17 protein-coding genes, 1 tRNA gene and 1 other RNA gene are annotated in these 17,955 nt (G+C 73.1%); 10 read left to right on the top strand and 9 right to left on the bottom strand.

Features of this window, described 5'->3' with window-relative positions; translation table 11 throughout:
- Window positions 1–2 precede the first annotated feature (2 nt).
- Window positions 3–1,952 carry a helicase HerA-like domain-containing protein gene (locus FLP10_RS04210; RefSeq protein WP_149159735.1) on the top strand — a complete coding sequence of 650 codons (1,950 nt, stop codon included), beginning with the start codon at window positions 3–5 and terminating at the stop codon, window positions 1,950–1,952.
- A gap of 38 nt (window positions 1,953–1,990) precedes the next feature.
- A complete protein-coding gene (locus FLP10_RS04205) occupies window positions 1,991–2,665 on the top strand; it encodes a GNAT family N-acetyltransferase (protein ID WP_149159734.1) in 675 nt (224 codons plus the stop codon).
- On the opposite strand, the gene FLP10_RS04200 is transcribed toward FLP10_RS04205, so the two are convergent.
- Window positions 2,662–3,174, bottom strand: coding sequence for a hypothetical protein (locus FLP10_RS04200; RefSeq protein WP_149159733.1), 513 nt, complete (start codon window positions 3,172–3,174; stop codon window positions 2,662–2,664). The two genes, FLP10_RS04205 and FLP10_RS04200, sit on opposite strands and share 4 nt — an antisense overlap.
- A gap of 307 nt (window positions 3,175–3,481) precedes the next feature.
- On the opposite strand from FLP10_RS04200, the gene FLP10_RS04195 reads away from it, so the two are divergent.
- From FLP10_RS04195 to moaA, 3 genes are read left to right on the top strand one after another with little or no spacing between them, the layout of a single operon-like run.
- A complete protein-coding gene (locus FLP10_RS04195) occupies window positions 3,482–3,985 on the top strand; it encodes a MogA/MoaB family molybdenum cofactor biosynthesis protein (protein WP_149159732.1) in 504 nt (167 codons plus the stop codon).
- Window positions 3,982–4,407, top strand: coding sequence for a molybdenum cofactor biosynthesis protein MoaE (locus tag FLP10_RS04190; RefSeq protein WP_149159731.1), 426 nt, complete (start codon window positions 3,982–3,984; stop codon window positions 4,405–4,407). Before FLP10_RS04195 ends, FLP10_RS04190 begins: the two co-directional genes overlap by 4 nt.
- Window positions 4,368–5,399, top strand: a complete 1,032-nt coding sequence (gene moaA, locus FLP10_RS04185; protein WP_210418471.1) for a GTP 3',8-cyclase MoaA — start codon at window positions 4,368–4,370, stop codon at window positions 5,397–5,399. The genes FLP10_RS04190 and moaA overlap by 40 nt, the downstream gene beginning before the upstream one ends.
- A 36-nt stretch (window positions 5,400–5,435) precedes the next feature.
- Here moaA and FLP10_RS04180 read toward each other — a convergent pair whose 3' ends face one another.
- The 8 genes from FLP10_RS04180 to ffs all read right to left on the bottom strand — a co-directional run bounded on the left by FLP10_RS04180 (window position 5,436) and on the right by ffs (window position 9,817).
- Entirely contained in the window at window positions 5,436–5,675 is a 240-nt protein-coding gene (locus FLP10_RS04180) for a MoaD/ThiS family protein (protein ID WP_149159729.1), read from the bottom strand.
- On the bottom strand, window positions 5,675–5,926 hold the full coding sequence (locus FLP10_RS04175) for a DUF6457 domain-containing protein (protein WP_149159728.1): 252 nt from the start codon (window positions 5,924–5,926) through the stop codon (window positions 5,675–5,677). The genes FLP10_RS04180 and FLP10_RS04175 overlap by 1 nt, the downstream gene beginning before the upstream one ends.
- Window positions 5,923–6,612 carry a molybdenum cofactor guanylyltransferase gene (gene mobA, locus FLP10_RS04170; RefSeq protein ID WP_149159727.1) on the bottom strand — a complete coding sequence of 230 codons (690 nt, stop codon included), beginning with the start codon at window positions 6,610–6,612 and terminating at the stop codon, window positions 5,923–5,925. Before mobA ends, FLP10_RS04175 begins: the two co-directional genes overlap by 4 nt.
- Window positions 6,609–7,079, bottom strand: coding sequence for a cyclic pyranopterin monophosphate synthase MoaC (moaC, locus tag FLP10_RS04165; protein ID WP_149159726.1), 471 nt, complete (start codon window positions 7,077–7,079; stop codon window positions 6,609–6,611). Before moaC ends, mobA begins: the two co-directional genes overlap by 4 nt.
- Entirely contained in the window at window positions 7,079–8,311 is a 1,233-nt protein-coding gene (locus FLP10_RS04160; protein ID WP_246150183.1) for a molybdopterin molybdotransferase MoeA, read from the bottom strand. The genes moaC and FLP10_RS04160 overlap by 1 nt, the downstream gene beginning before the upstream one ends.
- On the bottom strand, window positions 8,284–9,435 hold the full coding sequence (locus tag FLP10_RS04155) for a ThiF family adenylyltransferase (RefSeq protein ID WP_149159725.1): 1,152 nt from the start codon (window positions 9,433–9,435) through the stop codon (window positions 8,284–8,286). The genes FLP10_RS04160 and FLP10_RS04155 overlap by 28 nt, the downstream gene beginning before the upstream one ends.
- Before the next feature lie 200 nt (window positions 9,436–9,635).
- Window positions 9,636–9,723 (bottom strand) — tRNA-Ser (locus FLP10_RS04150).
- Window positions 9,721–9,817, bottom strand: an RNA gene (gene ffs / locus FLP10_RS04145) — signal recognition particle sRNA small type. Before ffs ends, FLP10_RS04150 begins: the two co-directional genes overlap by 3 nt.
- Before the next feature lie 184 nt (window positions 9,818–10,001).
- Between ffs and pta the strand changes: the two genes are divergently transcribed.
- The 5 genes from pta to FLP10_RS04120 all read left to right on the top strand — a co-directional run bounded on the left by pta (window position 10,002) and on the right by FLP10_RS04120 (window position 17,920).
- Window positions 10,002–12,161, top strand: coding sequence for a phosphate acetyltransferase (gene pta, locus FLP10_RS04140; protein WP_149159724.1), 2,160 nt, complete (start codon window positions 10,002–10,004; stop codon window positions 12,159–12,161).
- 1 nt (window position 12,162) lies between these two features.
- Window positions 12,163–13,377 carry an acetate/propionate family kinase gene (locus tag FLP10_RS04135; protein WP_149159723.1) on the top strand — a complete coding sequence of 405 codons (1,215 nt, stop codon included), beginning with the start codon at window positions 12,163–12,165 and terminating at the stop codon, window positions 13,375–13,377.
- A 288-nt stretch (window positions 13,378–13,665) separates the two neighbouring features.
- Complete coding sequence (locus FLP10_RS04130) at window positions 13,666–14,022, top strand: sigma-70 family RNA polymerase sigma factor family protein (protein ID WP_149159722.1); 357 nt, start codon at window positions 13,666–13,668, stop codon at window positions 14,020–14,022.
- Window positions 14,023–14,025: 3 nt separating this feature from the next.
- On the top strand, window positions 14,026–15,666 hold the full coding sequence (gene qcrB, locus FLP10_RS04125) for a cytochrome bc1 complex cytochrome b subunit (RefSeq protein WP_149159721.1): 1,641 nt from the start codon (window positions 14,026–14,028) through the stop codon (window positions 15,664–15,666).
- Window positions 15,667–15,742: 76 nt separating this feature from the next.
- Window positions 15,743–17,920 (top strand): S8 family serine peptidase, encoded by a 2,178-nt coding sequence (locus FLP10_RS04120; RefSeq protein ID WP_149159720.1) that lies wholly within the window; start codon window positions 15,743–15,745, stop codon window positions 17,918–17,920.
- Window positions 17,921–17,955 lie beyond the last annotated feature (35 nt).

The raw sequence follows: 17,955 nt of genomic DNA, 5'->3' as shown, positions 1-17,955 counted from the left end.
CCATGGGGGATGACGACGCGGTCGCGAAGGCGCAGGCTGCCGCCCAGGCGGCGGCCGAAGCGGCACAGGAACTGCAGCGCCAGGCGCAGGAGGCGATCCGCAAGGCCGAGGAGGCCGCCGCCGCCGCGCAGGCCGCCGCCGATGCGCAGGCCGCCGCCGCGCAGGCCGCCGCTGACGTGGCCGCTGACGCGGCTCGCGAGTCGGCCGCGCCGGCACCCGACACCGCATCCGCCGCCGGCGACTCCGGCACTGATGCCACTGGCGCATCAGTGCCGGAGTCGCCGGGACCGAATGCTCCGCTCACCGCAGCGGAGGCGGGCGCGGTCGCCGCCGGGTACGCGTTCGACGGCACCGCGCTCGAGCTCGGCGCACTCGTGAACGGCGAGGCCGACCCCGCGGTGCAGGTGCGCATCCCGATCGCGATGACGAACCGGCACGGGCTCGTCGCGGGCGCGACCGGCACCGGCAAGACCCGCACGCTGCAGGTGCTCGCCGAGCAGCTCTCCGCGGCCGGGGTCGCCGTGTTCGCCGCCGACATCAAGGGCGACCTGTCGGGGCTCGCGACCTCGGGCGAGGGCAGCGAGAAGCTGCTCGCCCGCACGCGGGGCATCGGGCAGGACTGGACGCCCGCGAGCTTCCCGGTCGAGTTCTTCTCGCTCGGCGGCATCGGCAGGGGCGTCCCGATCCGGGCTACCGTCGCGGGGTTCGGCCCGCTGCTGCTGTCGAAGGTGCTGGGCCTCAACGACACCCAGGAGTCGAGCCTCGGCCTCGTCTTCCACTACGCCGAAGACCAGGGGCTCGCGTTGCTCGACCTCGCCGACCTGCGGGCCGTGCTGCAGTACCTCGTCTCCGACGAAGGCAAGGGCGAGCTCGACGCGCTCGGCGGCCTGTCCAAAGCCACGGTCGGCGTGATCCTGCGCGAGCTCGTCGCGTTCGCCGAGGCCGGCGCCGACGTGTTCTTCGGCGAACCCGAGATCGACACCGCCGAGTTCCTGCGCGTGGCATCCGACGGTCGCGGCATCATCAGTCTGCTCGAGGTACCCGGCGTGGCCGACCGACCCGCGCTCTACTCGACGTTCCTGATGTGGCTGCTCGCCGACCTGTTCAACGACCTGCCCGAGGTCGGCGACCTCGACCAGCCGAAACTGGTGTTCTTCTTCGACGAAGCCCACCTCCTGTTCGCGGATGCCTCGAAGGACTTCCAGGCGCAGATCGTGCGGACGGTGCGGCTCATCCGCTCGAAGGGCGTCGGCGTGTTCTTCGTCACGCAGACCCCGAAGGACGTGCCGGCCGACGTGCTCGCCCAGCTCGGATCGCGCATCCAGCACCAGCTGCGCGCGTTCACGCCCGACGACGCGAAGGCGCTGCGCGCCACCGTCTCGACATACCCGAAGTCGGCGTACGACCTCGAGAGCGTGCTCACGAGCCTCGGCACCGGTGAGGCGGTCGTCACCGTCATGAACGAGAACGGCGCGCCGAGCCCCGTCGCGTGGACCCGCCTGCGCGCCCCGCAGGCCCTCATGTCGCCCACGCCCGACGCGCAGATCGACTCCGCCGTCGCCGCCTCGCCGCTGCAGGCGAAGTACGGCACCCCGGTCGACCGCGAGTCGGCCGGCGAGATCCTCACCGCGAAGCTGAACGCCGCGGCCGCCGCGGCGAAGGCGGCCGAGGACGCGAAGGCGAAGGCGGCCGCCGACGCCGAGTACGCCAAGCAGCAGGCGGCGATCGAGAAGCAGCGGGCGAAGGAGCAGAAGGCCGCGCAGGCCGAGTACGACCGCATCATGCGTGAGACCGCATCGAAGAACCGGTCGCGGTCGACGACGCGGTCGACGTCCAGGTCGGGCTCGGGCGGGGCCGGCTCGATGCTCGAGCAGGTGCTCGGATCGAAGGCGACCCGTGATGTGCTCACCAGCGTCGTCGAGGGCATCTTCGGCACGCGGCGACGCCGGTGAAGCAGCCTCGCGCGCGGGGTCCGGAGTAGGCTCGCGCGGTGACCTACGAGATCCGTCCCTATCGGCCCGCCGACCGCGCCGCGGTCGGTGAGGTGTGCGTGCGCACCGCTGCCGGCGGCGACGACGCGCGAGGTCTGTACTCCGACGAGACGCTGATGGCCGAGGTGTTCGCGTGGCCGTACGTCGACTCCCAGCCCGAACTGGCGTGGGTTGTCGTGCGCCCGGCCGCCGAGCCCGACGCCGCGGAGGACGACCCCGACGCGCCGCTGCGCTCGGGCGACGAGGCGGTCGTGGGCTACGTGATCGGCGTAGCCGACACCGCGGCGTTCATCGACTGGTGGCAGCGGGAGTGGACGCCGGGCTTCGTCGCCCGCCATCCCGCCCCCGGCACGGCTCCCCGCCCCGGCGCCAAGTACACCGAGGCGAGCCTGCTGCGCGACGGCGCCGACCCCGAGCGCATGCGCAACGCCGACCTCGCGACGCACCCCGCGCACCTGCACATCGACCTGCTGCCCGAGGCACAGGGGCGCGGCCTCGGCCGCACGCTCATCGACACGCTCCGGGCCGCGCTCGCCGTCCGCGGGGTGCCCGGGGTGCACCTCGGCATGGACCCCGCGAACACGAACGCCCGCGCGTTCTACGACCGGCTCGGCTTCGTCGAACTGCCGACGCATCGCGCCGACCTGCCGCTGCTCGGTATCGCGACCAGCTAGCGCTCGCCGCGCTGGCCATCGGTGCGAGCGTGCAGCCCGCGCTCCCACCAGTAGAGCATCCGCGCGTCGGTGCGGCGCAGCTCGGCGGTCGTCACGGGCTCGGGTCGCACCTCTTCCTCGACGCCGAGGGCGGCGGAGACCTCGTCCATCGCCTCGCAGTCCCAGAACGCTCCGCGCAACCGCAGCAGGCAGTGGCCGTCACGGTCGACGGCGAACAGCTGATTCGAGGTCTCGAGGCTCGTGCCCCGGTAGAGCTGCAGCCGGATGATCCGGGCGATGCTGCGGGCGGGTACCACGTGCACCCCGCCGAGGAACCCGGTCTCGACGATGCCGTACCGGCTCGCGGTCACCTCGGTGCGCCGATAGCGGAACCAGACCCACGAGACCGCGACGATCAGCGCCACCGTGAATCCCACGATGACGGCTCGGGAGATCGGATCGGGGAGGACCCACGCAGCCAGCAGCAGGAATGGCACGGTGAGCAGGCCCACCTGCAGACCGATGCTCATCGAAAGCGAGCGACGAGGCCTCAGGGTGGTCACCCTGAGGCCGTCGCCCCCTACTGCCGGCGACGCTGAGAAGGAGCCCCCTGCGTCCCCACTCCTCGCTCGAATCGGCGCCGCTGACATCTCTGACATCATCCGCGTTCGCACGGTGCGAGCGCTATTCGGCATTAATGAGGACACCGCCTCACCGCCGCTCTCGGGGGCCGGCGCGAACGCACCGTTCTCAGGAAGACGCGCCGACCTGCGTCGGAGTTCCGACCCATTACGCCTGAGCAACGCCGGCGTGCCGTGGCTCGACTAGCCTGACGGGATGGAGTCGGTCACGGGCACGTCGGGAGTTCCGGCAGCGGTCGTCACGGTCAGCGACCGGGCGGCGGCGGGGGTGCGCGAAGACGCGTCGGGTCCGCTGGCGGTACGGATGCTTCGCGAAGCCGGATGTCTCGTCGGCGAGCCGGCCGTCGTTCCCGACGGCGCCGACTCGGTGCAGGGCGCGATCTCATCGGCGCTCGCCGCCGGGGCGCGTCTGGTCGTGACGACGGGCGGCACGGGCATCGGCCCGCGCGACCGCACCCCCGAGGGCACCCGCCCGCTGCTCGAACGCGAACTGCCCGGCATCGGCGAGCAGCTTCGACGCGCGCCCGCCCCTGGGGCGCTGCTGTCGCGCGGACTCGCGGGCGTGGCACTCGGTGCCGCAGGCCCGGCGCTCGTGGTGAACCTGCCCGGCTCGACCGGCGGCGTGCGCGACGGGGTCACCCTGATCGCGGGAGTGCTCTCGCACGCGATCGCGCAGCTCGACGGGGGAGACCACGCATGATCCGCATCGCCAGGGTCACTGCCGACGTGCTCGACGTCGGCGCGCACCTCGCCGCCGTGCGCAGTTCGCGCACCGGTGCCGTCGCGCTCTTCATCGGCCAGGTGCGCGACCATGACCCCGAGGTCGACGGCCGCGTCGTCGGGCTCGACTACACGGCCCATCCCGACGCCGAGACGATGCTCCGCGGCATCCTGGTCCGGCTCGCCGAAGCCGCAGACGGCGACACTCTCGAGATCGCGGTGAGCCATCGCATCGGCAATCTCGACGTCGGCGACGACGCGCTCGTGGTCGCCGTCGCCTCCGCCCACCGGGCCGAAGCGTTCGCCGCGTGCCGCGAGATCGTCGAGCGCATCAAGACCGACCTGCCGGTGTGGAAGCGCCAGTGGCAGCACGACGGAGCATCCGCCTGGGTGGGGCTGTGACGGGCCTCGTCGACCGTTACGGGCGCGTGCACCGCGACCTGCGGATCTCGCTGACCGACCGCTGCTCGCTGCGCTGCACGTACTGCATGCCCGAAGACGGCGTGCCGTGGCTCGCGAAGGACAACATCCTGACGACCGACGAGCTCGAGCGGCTCGCGCGGGTCGCCGCCGGGCTCGGCGTGACCGAGGTGCGACTCACGGGTGGCGAGCCGCTGCTGCGCCGCGACGTCGTGGACGTGGTGCGGCGGATGGCCGCGATCGAGGGCGAGGACGGCCCGCTCGAGGTGTCGCTCACCACGAACGGGCTGCGGCTGCCCGAGCTCGCCGTGCCGCTGCGCGAGGCCGGGCTCGCGCGCATGAACATCTCGATCGACACGCTGCGACCCGAGCGATTCCTGCGCCTCACACGCCGCGACCGGCTCGACGACGTCCTCGCCGGCATCCGCGCGGCGATCGACGCGGGCTTCGCACCCGTGAAGCTGAACGCCGTGGCCATGCGCGGCGAGAACGACGACGAGCTCGCCGACCTGCTCGCCTACGCCGTGTCGATCGGCGCCGAACTGCGGTTCATCGAGCAGATGCCGCTCGATGCCGGGCACGTCTGGTCGCGCGTGCAGATGGTCGAGGCCGATGAGATCCTCGCCGCGCTCGGCGAACGGTTCGAACTGACTCCGGTCGGCGAGCGCGGTGCGGCACCGGCCGAGCGCTGGCTCGTCGACGGCGGCCCCGCGACGGTCGGTGTGATCGCGTCGGTGACGCGCCCGTTCTGCGGCGCGTGCGACCGGGTGCGCATCACGGCCGACGGGCAGTTCCGCAACTGCCTGTTCGCACGCACCGAAGACGACCTGCTGTCACCGCTGCGCTCGGGCGCGGGCGACGAGGTGCTCGCGGCCATCATGCGCCGTTCGATCGGCGGCAAGCTCGCCGGGCACGGCATCGACGACCCGGGGTTCCTGCAGCCCGACCGCCCCATGAGCGCGATCGGCGGGTAGGCCGCGGCCCCGGCCGCAGCATCCGAGCCGCGAGGTTCAGCCGCCTGCGAACGGCGGCATCACGTCGACGAGCGCGTCGGCTGCGAGCGGCGTCGCGGGCTCGCTGGTGCGCGACCCGTCGACGAGGAAGCTCGAGCGGTCGAGCACGTGCGCGAGCCGGTCGTCGCCCCGGGCGCGGAGCGCAGCGAGCAGCGAGCCGAGATCGGATGCCTCGAGCGAGAGCTCCTCGGTGCCGGCCGCGTCGGCCGCGGCGGCGAACAGACGCACCCGCGCCATCAGTCCCGCCGTTCGGCGAGCAGCGCGTCGACGCGGGCGAGCGCCTCGTCGAGGTCGAGCCCGCGGCCGACGGCCAGCCCGACGACGAACGCCGACACGGGTGCGCCGGGCCGGGCGACCCCGTGCGCGACGTCGCGGGCGAGGTCGAGCACGCGGCCGGTCGGCACGTCGGCGGCGTCGAGCCCGAGTTCGGGTGCGAGTCGAGCGACCCATTCGTCGAGCTCGGCGGGGGTGGGGGCATCCGTGGTCATGCGTCCTCCTCGGGGCGGGCGGGGTCGTGGCCGGCGGGGTCGGCGGATGCTTCGAGGGTACCGAGCCGGGCCCGCCACGAGTCGAGATCGTCCCAGGTGTCGATATCGGCCGACTCGCCCTCGTCGGGGATGCGGGCGAGCGCGAGCGCGCCGACCAGCGCGCCGAGCGCGGCACCGTGCGGCGAAGCACCTGCCTCGCTGAGCGTGGCGAGCCGCTCGCGCAGGCCGGCCGTGCGGTAGACGCCCGCCAGCCACTGGTCGCGACCGCCGGCGTCGACGAGCACGGCGCCCGCCTCCTTCGGGTCGGGGGTGCGGTCGGCTGCGTCGATCCACGGGCGCAGCAGGGCGGCGGCCGCCTGCGCGCGCGGCAGGTCGGCGGCCAGCAGCACGGTCAGGTCGGGTTCGGATGCCTCGAGCTCGCGCAACCCCGCCGCGATCGCCGCGACGGGGCCGCCGAACGGCGGATCCTCGCGGACGACGCGCACCGTGGCATCCGGGTCGACGATGCCGGGCGGGCCGACGACCACGATCGGATCCGCGCCGAGCGCGCGGGCCGCCGCGACCGCGTGGTCGACGAGCCGGGCGCTGCCTACCCGCAGCCCGGGCTTGTCGGCGCCGTCGAGGCGGCGCGCCCGCCCGCCCGCGAGGACGAGCGCGGCGAGCGAGGGGCCGGGCGCGTGGGTCATGCGGGCCGGTGCCAGTCGCCGGACTTGCCGCCGGTCTTCGCGACGAGGCGGATCTGCTCGATGGTGACCGACTTGTCGACGCCCTTCACCATGTCGACGATCGCGAGCGCGGCGATCGACACGGCGGTGAGCGCCTCCATCTCGACGCCAGTGCGGTCGGCGGTGCGCACCGTCGCCGCCACCTCGACGCCCTCGTCGACGACCTCGAGGTCGACCACCGCGCCGTGCACGCCGATCACGTGCGCGAGCGGCAGCAGCTCGGCGGTGCGCTTCGCCCCCGCGATGCCCGCGATGCGCGCCACCGCCAGCACGTCGCCCTTCGGCACGGCGCCGTCGCGCAGCATCCGCACGATCTCGGCGCTGCACCGCACGAGCCCGCGCGCGGTGGCGCTGCGCACGGTCGGGGCCTTCTCGGTGACGTCGACCATGCGGGCACGGCCCGCCGAATCCAGATGCGTGAAGCTCATCACCCCAGCATGACCTCCACCTCGTCGCCGACGCGAATCGCTGCGACCTCCGCGGGCACGACCGCGAACCCCTCGGCGCGCGCCAGCCGGCCCACCAGGTGCGACCCGCTGCCCCGATCCGACGCGGGGCGCACGTGCAGCACACCGTCGACGCGCTGCGCGACGATCGGCTGGTACTGCCGCCGACCGACCGGGGTGCGCCACGCCTCGTCGGCGATCGCGCGCTCGGTCGGCCGTGTCGGGTCGAGCCCCTGCAGCACCGCGAGGAACGGCCGCACGAACACCTCGAACGACACCGCGACGCTCACCGGGTTGCCCGGCAGCCCGAACACGGGCACGCCGTCGATGCGGCCGAACGCCTGCGGCTTGCCGGGTTGCATCGCCACCTTCGCGAACTCCAGCGCGAGGCGGGTGACCGGGTCGTGGGCGCCGGCGCTGACGCCGCCGGTGAGCACGATGAGGTCGGGCCGAACGGATGCCTCGAGCACACGCCGCACCTCGGCGTCGAGTGCGCCCGGCGCATCGCCCGCGCGACCGCGGTGCACCACGACCGCCCCCTGCTCGACCGCGAGCGCCGCGACGAGCAGGCTGTTCGAGTCGTGCACCTGCCCGCGGGCGAGCGGGGCCCCCGGCTCAGCCAGCTCGTCACCGGTCGCGATGATCGCGACCCGCGGGCGGGCCACGACGTCGAGCTCGCCGACGCCCGCGCCGACGGCGCTCGCGAGCGCTCGCGCGGTGAGCCGGATGCCACGGGGCAGCACGAGCTCGCCCGCCCCGAGGTCGTCGCCGGCCGGGCGGATGTGGGCGGCGGGCGCGGGCTCCTCGGCGATGCGCACGGGGTCGGCCGCCCAGTCGGCATCGGCGGTGCGCTCGATCGGCACGACCGCGTCGGCGTCGGCCGGCACGGGCGCACCGGTCATGATCCGCACCGCTTCGCCCGGGCCGATCACCGGGTCGTGCCCCGAGCCCGCGGCGACCTCGCCGACGACGCGCAGCGCGACCGGGGCGTCGGGGCTCGCGCCCCGCACGTCGGCACGACGCACGGCGTAGCCGTCCATCGCGGAATTGGCGTCGCGTGGCGATTCGATCGCACTGCGCAGGTCGACCGCCAGCACGCGGCCGTGGGCGGCGTCGACCGGCACCGTCTCGTGCGGCAGCTCGGCCGCGCCGGCGAGCACACGCGCGAGCTGCTCTTCGACCGAGATCACGACGTCGCCTCGACGACCGCCCACGCCCGCATGCCGCCGTCGAGCACCGAGACCCGGTACCCCTCGGCGGCGAGCACCGCCGCAGCGCGCTCGGCGCGCGGCCCGATCGCGCAGTGCACGACGATCGCGCGATCGCGGTCGAGCCCGGTGCGGTCGCCCGCGAGCACCGTGCCGAGCGGGGTGTGCAGCGACCCCGCGATCGCGCGCTCCGCGCGCTCGGACGGCTCGCGCACGTCGAGCACCGTGACCTCGTCGAGGCGCTGCCTGAGTTCGCCTGCCGAGACGTGGCCGATCGGGGGCGGTGCCGGCGCGGCATCCGTCATGCTCGTCGAGCTCTGCGAGACATCCGATCGCTGCGGAGCCGCCGCCGGACGCAACCCGACCTCGCGCTGCCGCGCGCGCAGCCCGTCGATGACCAGCACCCGGCCGAGCAGCGGCTCGCCGACGCCCGTGATGAGCTTGATCGCCTCGGTCGCCATGAGCGCCCCCGCCTGCATGCAGAGCGAACCGAGCACGCCGACGTCGGCGCACGTCGGCACGCCTCCCTCGGGTTCGACGGGGTACAGGTCGCGCAGGGTCACGCCCTCGACGGCGCCGACGCGGCCATCGCCGACCGGCGGCCGCGACCAGAACACCGACACCTGCGCGTCGAAGCCGAGCACCGCCGCCCACACCACCGGGATGCCGAGGTCGGCGCACGCATCCGACACGATGTACCGCGTCTCGAACCGGTCGCTGCCGTCGAGCACGAGGTCGTAGCCGTCGAGCACGTCGCGGGCGTTCGCGTCGGTCAGGTGCACCGGATGCCGCTGCACGACGAGCCGGGGCGCCAGGGCGGCGAGCCGCTCGGCGGCGCTGTCGACCTTCGGCCGGCCCACATCGCCCGTGCCGTGCACGACCTGACGGTGCAGGTTCGTCACGTCCACCACGTCGTCGTCGATGATGCCGATCGTGCCGACCCCGGCCGCCGCGAGCGCGAGCAGCGCGGGGGAGCCGAGGCCGCCGGCGCCCACTACCGCGACGCGGGCGGCCGCGAGCCGACGCTGCCCGACCTCGCCGAGTTCGGGCAGACGCACCTGGCGTGCGGTGCGGCGCAGCTCGTCGGGATCGAGGGCGTCGACCGGGTCGACGAGCGGAGGCAGCGGCATGCCGACCACGCTAACGCCGCCACGCCGTCGCGTCGACGCGGGGTTGCGCCGCAAGACGGTGGGGCGGCGTGCAGTGAGAACACGGTGAGCCGGGTCATCCCCGTCGCCTGAGCCCCAGGCGTCTCATCCTGTTCTCTGCGCGCTGCGGCGCGGAACGAACGCGAAAGCGCCGCGCCCTCGGGGCGCGGCGCTCACGTGCATGGCGGAGGATGGGGGATTCGAACCCCCGAGGGCTTTCACCCAACACGCTTTCCAAGCGTGCGCCATAGGCCACTAGGCGAATCCTCCAGGGACCCCTCACGCACCCGCCAGAGCCCGGTTACCCTTGCTGCGTCTCCGCCCTGGGGGAGTTGGCCTGGATGGCGCCACGTGAGGAGCCTCCGCAAGTCTACCCGAGCCGGATGCTCCGGCCGAACACGTGCGGCTCCGTCGCGTCGGGCCGCCCGCCGCGACGAAACGTAGGATCGCGCCGGCGACACGCCGCTGACGGATGGCTCGGGGCGGCGTGTCGGCGGAGATCTCCGACATCTCGTCGCGAGGCACGGGGAGGCCAATAGGGTGGATGCGTGGCGCACAGCATCTACATCTGCTCCGCCGAGGGGAACACGGGCAAGTCGACCGTCGCGCTCGGCACCCTCGACACGCTGGCCCGGCGCGCGACCCGTGTCGGCGTCTTCCGGCCGGTCGCCCGGTCGACCGACGAGCGCGATTACGTGCTCGACCTGCTGCTCGCGCACGACGGCGTCGTGCCGATCGAGTACGACGAGGCCATCGGCGTCGACTACGAGACTGTGCACGCCGACCCCGAGGCCGCGCTCGCGACGATCGTGCAGCGCTTCAAGGCCGTCGAGGCGAAGTGCGACGCGGTCGTCATCGTCGGCACCGACTACACCGACGTCGGCAGCCCCACCGAGCTGTGGTTCAACGCGCGCATCGCGGCGAACCTCGGCACCCCGGTGCTGCTCGTGATCGGCGGCCGGGTGCCCGAGGGGCGCGGCCGCAGCGAACAGCTCGGCTTCGCCGAGCCGCGCACGCCCGACGAGCTCGCCCAGCTCACCGAGCTCGCCGTCGGCGAGCTGGCTCGCGAGCACGCGACGCTGCTCGGCATCGTCGCCAACCGAGCCGACCCCGACCGGCTCGACGAGATCGTCGGCTCGGTGCGCACCGCGGCCCGCATCGAGGCCGGCGCCACCGGCGCCGAAACGGCCGACCCGTCGCGGGTCGTGCACGTGTGGGCGATCCCCGAAGACCGCTACCTCGTCGCCCCGTCGATGCGCACCATCATGCGCGCCGTCGACGGCGAGCTGCTCTCGGGCGACGACGAGCTGCTCAACCGTGAAGCGCTCGGGGTGGTGATCGCGGCGATGTCGATGGAGAACATCCTGACCCGGCTCATCGAGGGCTCGGTCGTGGTGATCCCCGGCGACCGCAGCGAGGCGCTGCTGGGCGTGCTCACCGCGCACGCTTCGGCGACGTTCCCCTCGATCTCGGGCATCGTGCTGAACGGCGGGTTCCCGCTCTCCGAGACGATCGAGCGGCTCATCGAGGGGCTGCGCGCGAAGCTGCCGATCATCCGCACCCAGCTCGGCAGCTACGCCACGGCGATCGCCATCACGCAGGCGCGAGGCAAGCTCGCCGCCGAATCGCAGCGCAAGCGCGACACCGCGCTCGCGCTCTTCGAGCAGCACGTCGACGCCGCGGCGCTGCTCGAGCTGCTCGACGTCGCCACGACCGACGTGGTCACGCCGATCATGTTCGAGTACCAGCTGCTCGAGCGTGCCCGCCAGGCGCGCAAGCACATCGTGCTGCCCGAGGGCGACGACGACCGCATTCTGCGGGCGGCCGCGACGCTGCTGAAGCGCGAGGTGGCCGACCTCACGATCCTCGGCGAAGAGATCGAGGTGCGCGCGCGTGCGATCGGCCTCGGCCTCGACATCTCGCGGGCGAAGGTCGTGTCGAGCCACGACGCGGTGTACGTGACGAAGTTCGCCGAGGCGTACCGCGAGCGGCGCGCCCACAAGGGCGTCACGCTCGAGCAGGCGCGCGAGAAGGTGACGGATGTCTCGTACTTCGGCACGATGATGGTCGAGCTGGGCCTGGCCGACGGCATGGTGTCGGGGGCCGCGCACACGACGGCGCACACGATCCGCCCGGCGTTCGAGGTGATCAAGACCCGGCCCGACGTGGGCGTGGTGTCGAGCGTGTTCCTCATGGCGCTCGCCGATCGGGTGCTCGTCTACGGCGACTGCGCGGTGGTGCCCGACCCGACGGCCGAGCAGCTGGCCGACATCGCGGTGTCGTCGGCGCGCACCGCGGCGCAGTTCGGCATCGAGCCGCGCATCGCGATGCTGTCGTATTCGACGGGGGAGTCGGGGTCGGGCGTCGATGTCGACAAGGTGCGCCAGGCCACGGCGCTCGTGCGCGAACGCGCGCCCGAGCTCGCGGTCGAGGGCCCGATCCAGTACGACGCGGCGGTGGATGCTGCGGTCGCGCGCACGAAGCTTCCGGGTTCGGATGTCGCGGGGCGCGCGACGGTGTTCATCTTCCCCGACCTCAACACGGGCAACAACACCTACAAGGCGGTGCAGCGCTCGGCCGGAGCGGTCGCGATCGGGCCGGTGCTGCAGGGGCTGCGCAAGCCGGTCAACGACCTGTCGCGCGGCGCGCTGGTCCAAGACATCGTGAACACGGTCGCGATCACCGCGATCCAGGCCGCGGAGGCGTGAGATGGGCATCGTCCTGGTCGTGAACTCGGGCTCGAGCTCGTTCAAGTACCAGCTCATCGACGTGGATGCCTCGCGCACGCTCGCGAGCGGCCTGGTCGAGCGCATCGGCGAGGGCGAGGGGCGCGCGGTGCACAAGGTGCCGTCCGAGGCATCCGACCCGTCCGAGGCATCCGAATGGGTGCGCGAGCTGCCCATCCCCGACCACACCGCCGGGTTCGCGGTGATGCTCGACGCGTTCGGGCAGCACGGGCCGTCGCTCGACGAGTTCCCGCCGATCGCGGTGGGCCACCGCGTGGTGCAGGGCGGTGCGCGGTTCTTCGAGCCCACCGTCATCACCGACCTGGTGAAGATCAACATCGACGAGCTGTCGGCGCTGGCGCCGTTGCACAACCCGGCGAACCTGCAGGGCATCGAGGCGGCGCAGCGCGCGTTTCCCGACGTGCCGCACGTGGCGGTGTTCGACACAGCGTTCCATCAGACCATGCCGCCGGCGGCCTACACCTACGCGATCGACCGCGAACTGGCGGCGAAGCACCGGGTGCGCCGGTACGGGTTCCACGGCACGTCGCACCGGTTCGTGTCGCGGGCGACGGCCGAGTTCCTCGGGCGGCCGATCGACGAGCTGCGCATCATCGTGCTGCACCTCGGCAACGGGGCATCCGTCTGCGCGGTGTCGGGCGGGCGCTCGGTCGAGACGAGCATGGGCATGACCCCGCTCGAGGGCCTCGTGATGGGCACCCGTTCGGGCGACATCGACCCGGCGGTGCTGCTGCACCTGCAGCGACGCGCGCACCTCGACGCGAACGGCATCGACGACCTGCTGAACAAGCGCAGCGGGGTGCTGGGGCTCGGCGGTCACGCCGACATGCGCGACCTCGAGGCGGCGGTCGACGCCGGCGACGAGCACGCGGCGCTCGCGTTCGAGGTGTACACGCACCGGATCCGCTCGTACATCGGGGCGTACGCCGCGCAGCTCGGCCGGGTCGACGCGATCGCGTTCACCGCGGGCGTGGGTGAGAACTCGGCGCGCGTGCGCGAATGGGCGGTCGGCGGCCTCGAGGGGTTCGGCGTCGAACTCGACCCCGAGCGCAACAGGTCGCGCTCGCGCGGTGCGCGCCGCATCTCGACCGACGCATCGAAGGTCGAAGTGCTCGTCGTGCCGACCGACGAAGAGCTCGAGATCGCGCGCCAGACGCAGGCCGTCGTCGTGCCCTGATCTCGTCGGCGCCCCGCCCGGCGTTGCGCCTCGGGTGGGCAAGAGACGCTCCAGACGGGGCGTGTGGCGCGTGCTTCGCCCACTCGATGTTCGGGGTATCCGCAACCTCGCCTGATCGCGCCCGTCCGCGCGGGTGTCACATCGCTCGCGTCCGCCGTGTCTCAGTGTGTGGAGGGCTTGGACATGACGATGACGACGAAGGCGAAAGATCGAGCGGCGCGGTCGGGGGGACGGACGCCGCGTGCTCGGACACCGTGGGGGGCGGCCTGGGAGTGGGCGGCCCGCCCCATGCGCTACCACGCGGTGCACGAGTTCCGGGTGGCCGCCGAGCACGGCGACGTAGGGCGGCTCGAGGCGGCGCTGGATCCCGAGGTCGCGGTGGTGGTCGAATCCCGCGAGCCCGGCCGTTCGCGGGCGCGCGTGGTGAAAGGCGTCCGCGATGCGATCACGGTGCTCGTGCACGGCATGGCGGCCCGGGCCGGACGGCGCATCGTGGAGCGCTCGGTCAACGGCCAGGCCGGGCTGCTCGTCACTCAGGACGGCGAGGCGACCGCCCTCGTCAACGTGGACTTCACGGGGAGCCGGGTCAGCGTGGTCTGGATCCGAGTGCGCCCAGACTTGCTGCGGCACTGGAACCGGGTGTGACCGATGCCCGTCGAATCGCCCAGCACCCGGGAACGCCGCACATCCCGCACCACCCGCGCGGCCCGCGCGGCCCGCACTACTCGGACCTCGCTCACCGATCGTCTGTCGACGGCGGTGCGGTCCACCGCCACGGCCGGCCGCATCCGATCGGTGACCGCGACGCTCCGCGGCCGCACCGTGCCGCTGCACTGGTCGAACCTCTTCGGCGTCGTGTCGATGGCGTGCCTGGTCGTGCTGTTCGTCACCGGGATCTTCCTGATGTTCGTCTACTCGCCCTCGAGCGAATCGGTGATCTACGCCGGCGGCTACGCGCCGCTGCGCGGCGTCGAGATGTCGAAGGCCCTCGAGTCCACGCTCGCGGTGTCGTTCGAGGTGCCCGGCGGCCTCCTCATGCGTCAGGCGCATCATTGGGCGGGCCTGCTGCTGCCGGCGGCGCTCATCATGCAGCTGCTGGTGAGCTTCTTCACCGGTGCGTTCCGCCGCCCGCGGCAGTGGAGCTGGGTGCTGCTGTTCCTGGTGTTCGTGATGGCGCTCGTCGCCGGATGGAGCGGGTACGCGCTGCCCGACGACCTGCTCTCTGGAACCGGCCTGCGCATCGTCGAGGGCATCGTGCTCGGCATCCCCGTCGTGGGCACCTGGGTGTCGGCACTGCTGTTCGGCGGCGAGTTCCCGGGGCAGGTCATCGAGCACCTCTACCTCGTGCACGTGCTCATCGCGCCGGCGGCGCTCGTCATCTTCCTGGCGCTGCGTATCCGCCTCGCATTCCGGCTGGGGCCCGCGCAGTTCGCCGGGCCCGGCCGCACCGAGCGGAACGTCGTGGGCGTCCCCGTGCTGCCGCAGCTGGCGGTGCGCGCCGGGGCGCTCTTGCTCATCGTCATCGGGCTCATCCTCGGGATCGCGGCGACCGTCACGATCGCGCCGGTCTGGCTGTTCGGGCCCTCGTCGCCGGGCGATGCCTCGGCCGGGAGCCAGCCCGATTGGTACACGGGGTTCCTCGACGGTGCGCTGCGTCTCGTGCCTCCGGGGTGGGAGGTCGAGTGGTTCGGGCGCACGTGGACCCTCGCGGTCATCGCGCCGCTGCTGGTGGTCGGCGGGTTCCTGGTGCTCGCCGCGGTGTATCCGTTCCTCGAGGCCTGGATCACGGGCGACCGACGCGAACACCACCTGCTCGACCGGCCCAGGAGCGCCCCCGGTCGTACGGGCATCGGCGTGGCCGCGATCGTCTTCTACGGTGCACTGTGGGGTGCGGCGAGCGCCGACTTGATCGCGACGCACTTCCACGTCGGGCTCGAGGCGACGATCTGGATGTTTCGGGTGCTGGTCGTTGCGGGCCCCCTGGTCGGCTTCGAGGTGGCGAGACGGGTCTGCATCGCGCTGCAGCGGAAGGACGAGGAGCTGCTGCTGCACGGCTACGAGACCGGGCGCATCGTGCGGCTTCCCGGGGGAGAGTACGTGGAGGTGCATGCGCCGCTGACCGAGTACGAGCGGTGGCGGCTCATCGATCGCGGCACGGCGAGCGTGCCTCCGCCGCGCTCGGGGATCCGTCGTGCACTCTTCGGCCTGTTCTTCGAGGACCGGCTCGCCGTGCGGCCGGAGCCCGCTCCTTCGGCCGAGGAGCGCCCGAAGGCGTCGCTGCTCGAGTAGCGCCTGCCGTCGGCGCCTGAGCGGTTCGCCTGGGGCGGTCGTTCCCCTGGCGGGGCGGCCGATGTAGCCTGCCCCCATGCGGGTTGGGGGGCGTGCGGGTCGATGGCTGGGGCTCATCGCGGCGCTCGGGGCACTCGCGCTCGGCCCGCCGGCGCTCGGGGCACTCGGGCTCGGGGCGGTGCCGAACGCCGCGGCTGCCGAGCCCGACGCGGACGCTCCGGTCTCCGGGCGGCTGGCCGCGGTGCTGCCCGAGGTCTCTGAGGATGCTTCGGCCGCGCCTCGCGAGCTGGTCGACGCGGCGGCCCGGCAGGGGGTGCCTGCCGATGGCCCGGGCAGCCTGCAGTTCGGGCGCGACGGCGGCATCGCGATGACCCTGCTCTACGAGGCGGGGCATCCCGACGATGCCGATCTCTCGGCTGTGGCCGACCTCGGCACCGTGCTCGCCTCGTCGCGGCCGTGGGCCGAGGTGACCGCGATGGTGCGGCCCGACCGGCTCCACGCGGTGGTGGAGCTGCCGAACCTGCGCTTCGTCGACTTCGCGTTCGGGAGCGTGACGACGTCGACGTCGTCGTCGTCGTCGTCGGGCATGTCGGCGGCGACCGCGGTCGGGGCGGTCGCAGCCCCGGCCGGGTGCGCGGCGGTGCCGTCGAACGCCTCGGTGCCGGTGCGGGCCGATGTCGCGCGCGCGCACTTCGGCGTGGATGGCACGGGCATCACGATCGGGGTCATCTCGGACTCGTTCGACCTGGCGCCGAATGCGGTGACCCGCGCGGCCGACGACGTGGCCGCCGGCATGCTGCCGGGGCCGGCCAACCCGTGCGGGCGCGTGCAACCCGTCGGGGTGGTCGCCGAATCGGCAGGGCAGATCAGCAGCGACGAGGGGCGCGGGATGCTGCAGCTCGTGCACGGCGTCGCGCCGGGGGCGACCCTGCTGTTCGCGTCGTCCGGAGTCACCTCGCTCACGTACGCGCAGGCGATCCGGCAGCTCGCAGCGGCCGGCGCCGACATCATCGTCGATGACATCTGGAACCTGGGGGACCTCTTCTTCCAACCCGGCCAAGTCGGTGAGGCGGTCCACGAGGTCACCCAGGCGGGCGTCGCGTACTTCGCGGCCGCGGGCAATGACGGCATGTTCGCGGATGCCGGGCCGAACGTGGGGCTGCCGATCGGCGGTTGGGCGACCGACGCGTACCGCCCGATGCCGTGCCCCGACGTCGTGGCCGAGACGCTCGGACCCGCGAGCGGCCCCTACGACTGCATGGACTTCAACCCCGGTGCGGGGCAGGATGCCACGAACGAGGTGATGATCGCCGCCGGAGCGGGGGCCCCGATTCGGTTGGAGTGGGCCGAGCCGGTCGGGGATCCGCCCACCGAGTTCGTCGCGATCCTCGACGCGCCGGGGTTCGGCCGCGACGTCGTCATCCCGCTGCGGCCCGATCTGCCGTTCGCGTTCGGCAGGATCTCCGAACTCGCGGGCGAGACGCCGGCGCAGCTCCTGATCGTTCGGGCCGAGGCCGATGTCGCGATCGGTACACCCGCGGTGCGGATCGTGCTCGGCCGCATCGTCACCGATGTGGAGTACGCCCGCTCCGATGTGGATTCCGTCGGCATGAGCATGAGCGGGCACCAGGGCGGGCGCGATGTGTTCGCCGTCGCCGCGGCCGACGTGAACGCCCCGGTGTCGCCGCGCGCGTACACATCGGTCGGGCCGGGGGTCTGGTATTTCGACCTCCCCGCTGAGCCGGGCGGCGCGCCGACCCCGCTGGCTGAGCCGTTCGTCAACGATGCGCCGCTGGTCACCTCGGTCGACGGCGGCTGGACGAACTTCTTCGGAAACCTCGTCGAGCCGGGGGTCTACGCATTCAACGGCACATCGGCCGCGGCCCCGGTCGCAGCAGCGGTGGCTGCGCTCGGGATGCAGCGGTGCCGCGAGGCGACGGTCGCCGATGTGCGCACAGCGCTCGAGCAGACCGCGCAGCCCCTGATCGTGAACGCGCGAGAGGTGGATCCGCGGCACATCATCGGCGCAGGACTCGTCGACGCCGATGGGTTCGTCGGCGCTCTGTGCCAGGAGCCTGCTCCGCCGGCACCCCCTGCGCCGCCGGCACCCGCTGCGCCGGCGGCATCCGCGGCGCTGCCCCCGACCGGTCGCGATGCGCCGGTGGCGACGCTCGCGATCGGGATCGCGCTGCTGCTCGGCTGGGCTCTCCTGGCGGTCGTCGTCCGGCGGCGCGGGGCCTCGATGCGGCCGTAGACAATCCACAAGAAATCTTGTGCAAGAGTTCTTGT

Origin of the sequence: Agromyces intestinalis (assembly GCF_008365295.1) — a bacterium.
Lineage (GTDB): Bacteria > Actinomycetota > Actinomycetes > Actinomycetales > Microbacteriaceae > Agromyces > Agromyces intestinalis.
Note: the sequence above shows the minus strand (reverse complement) of the source record. Positions and strands in the feature narration are given on the sequence as shown.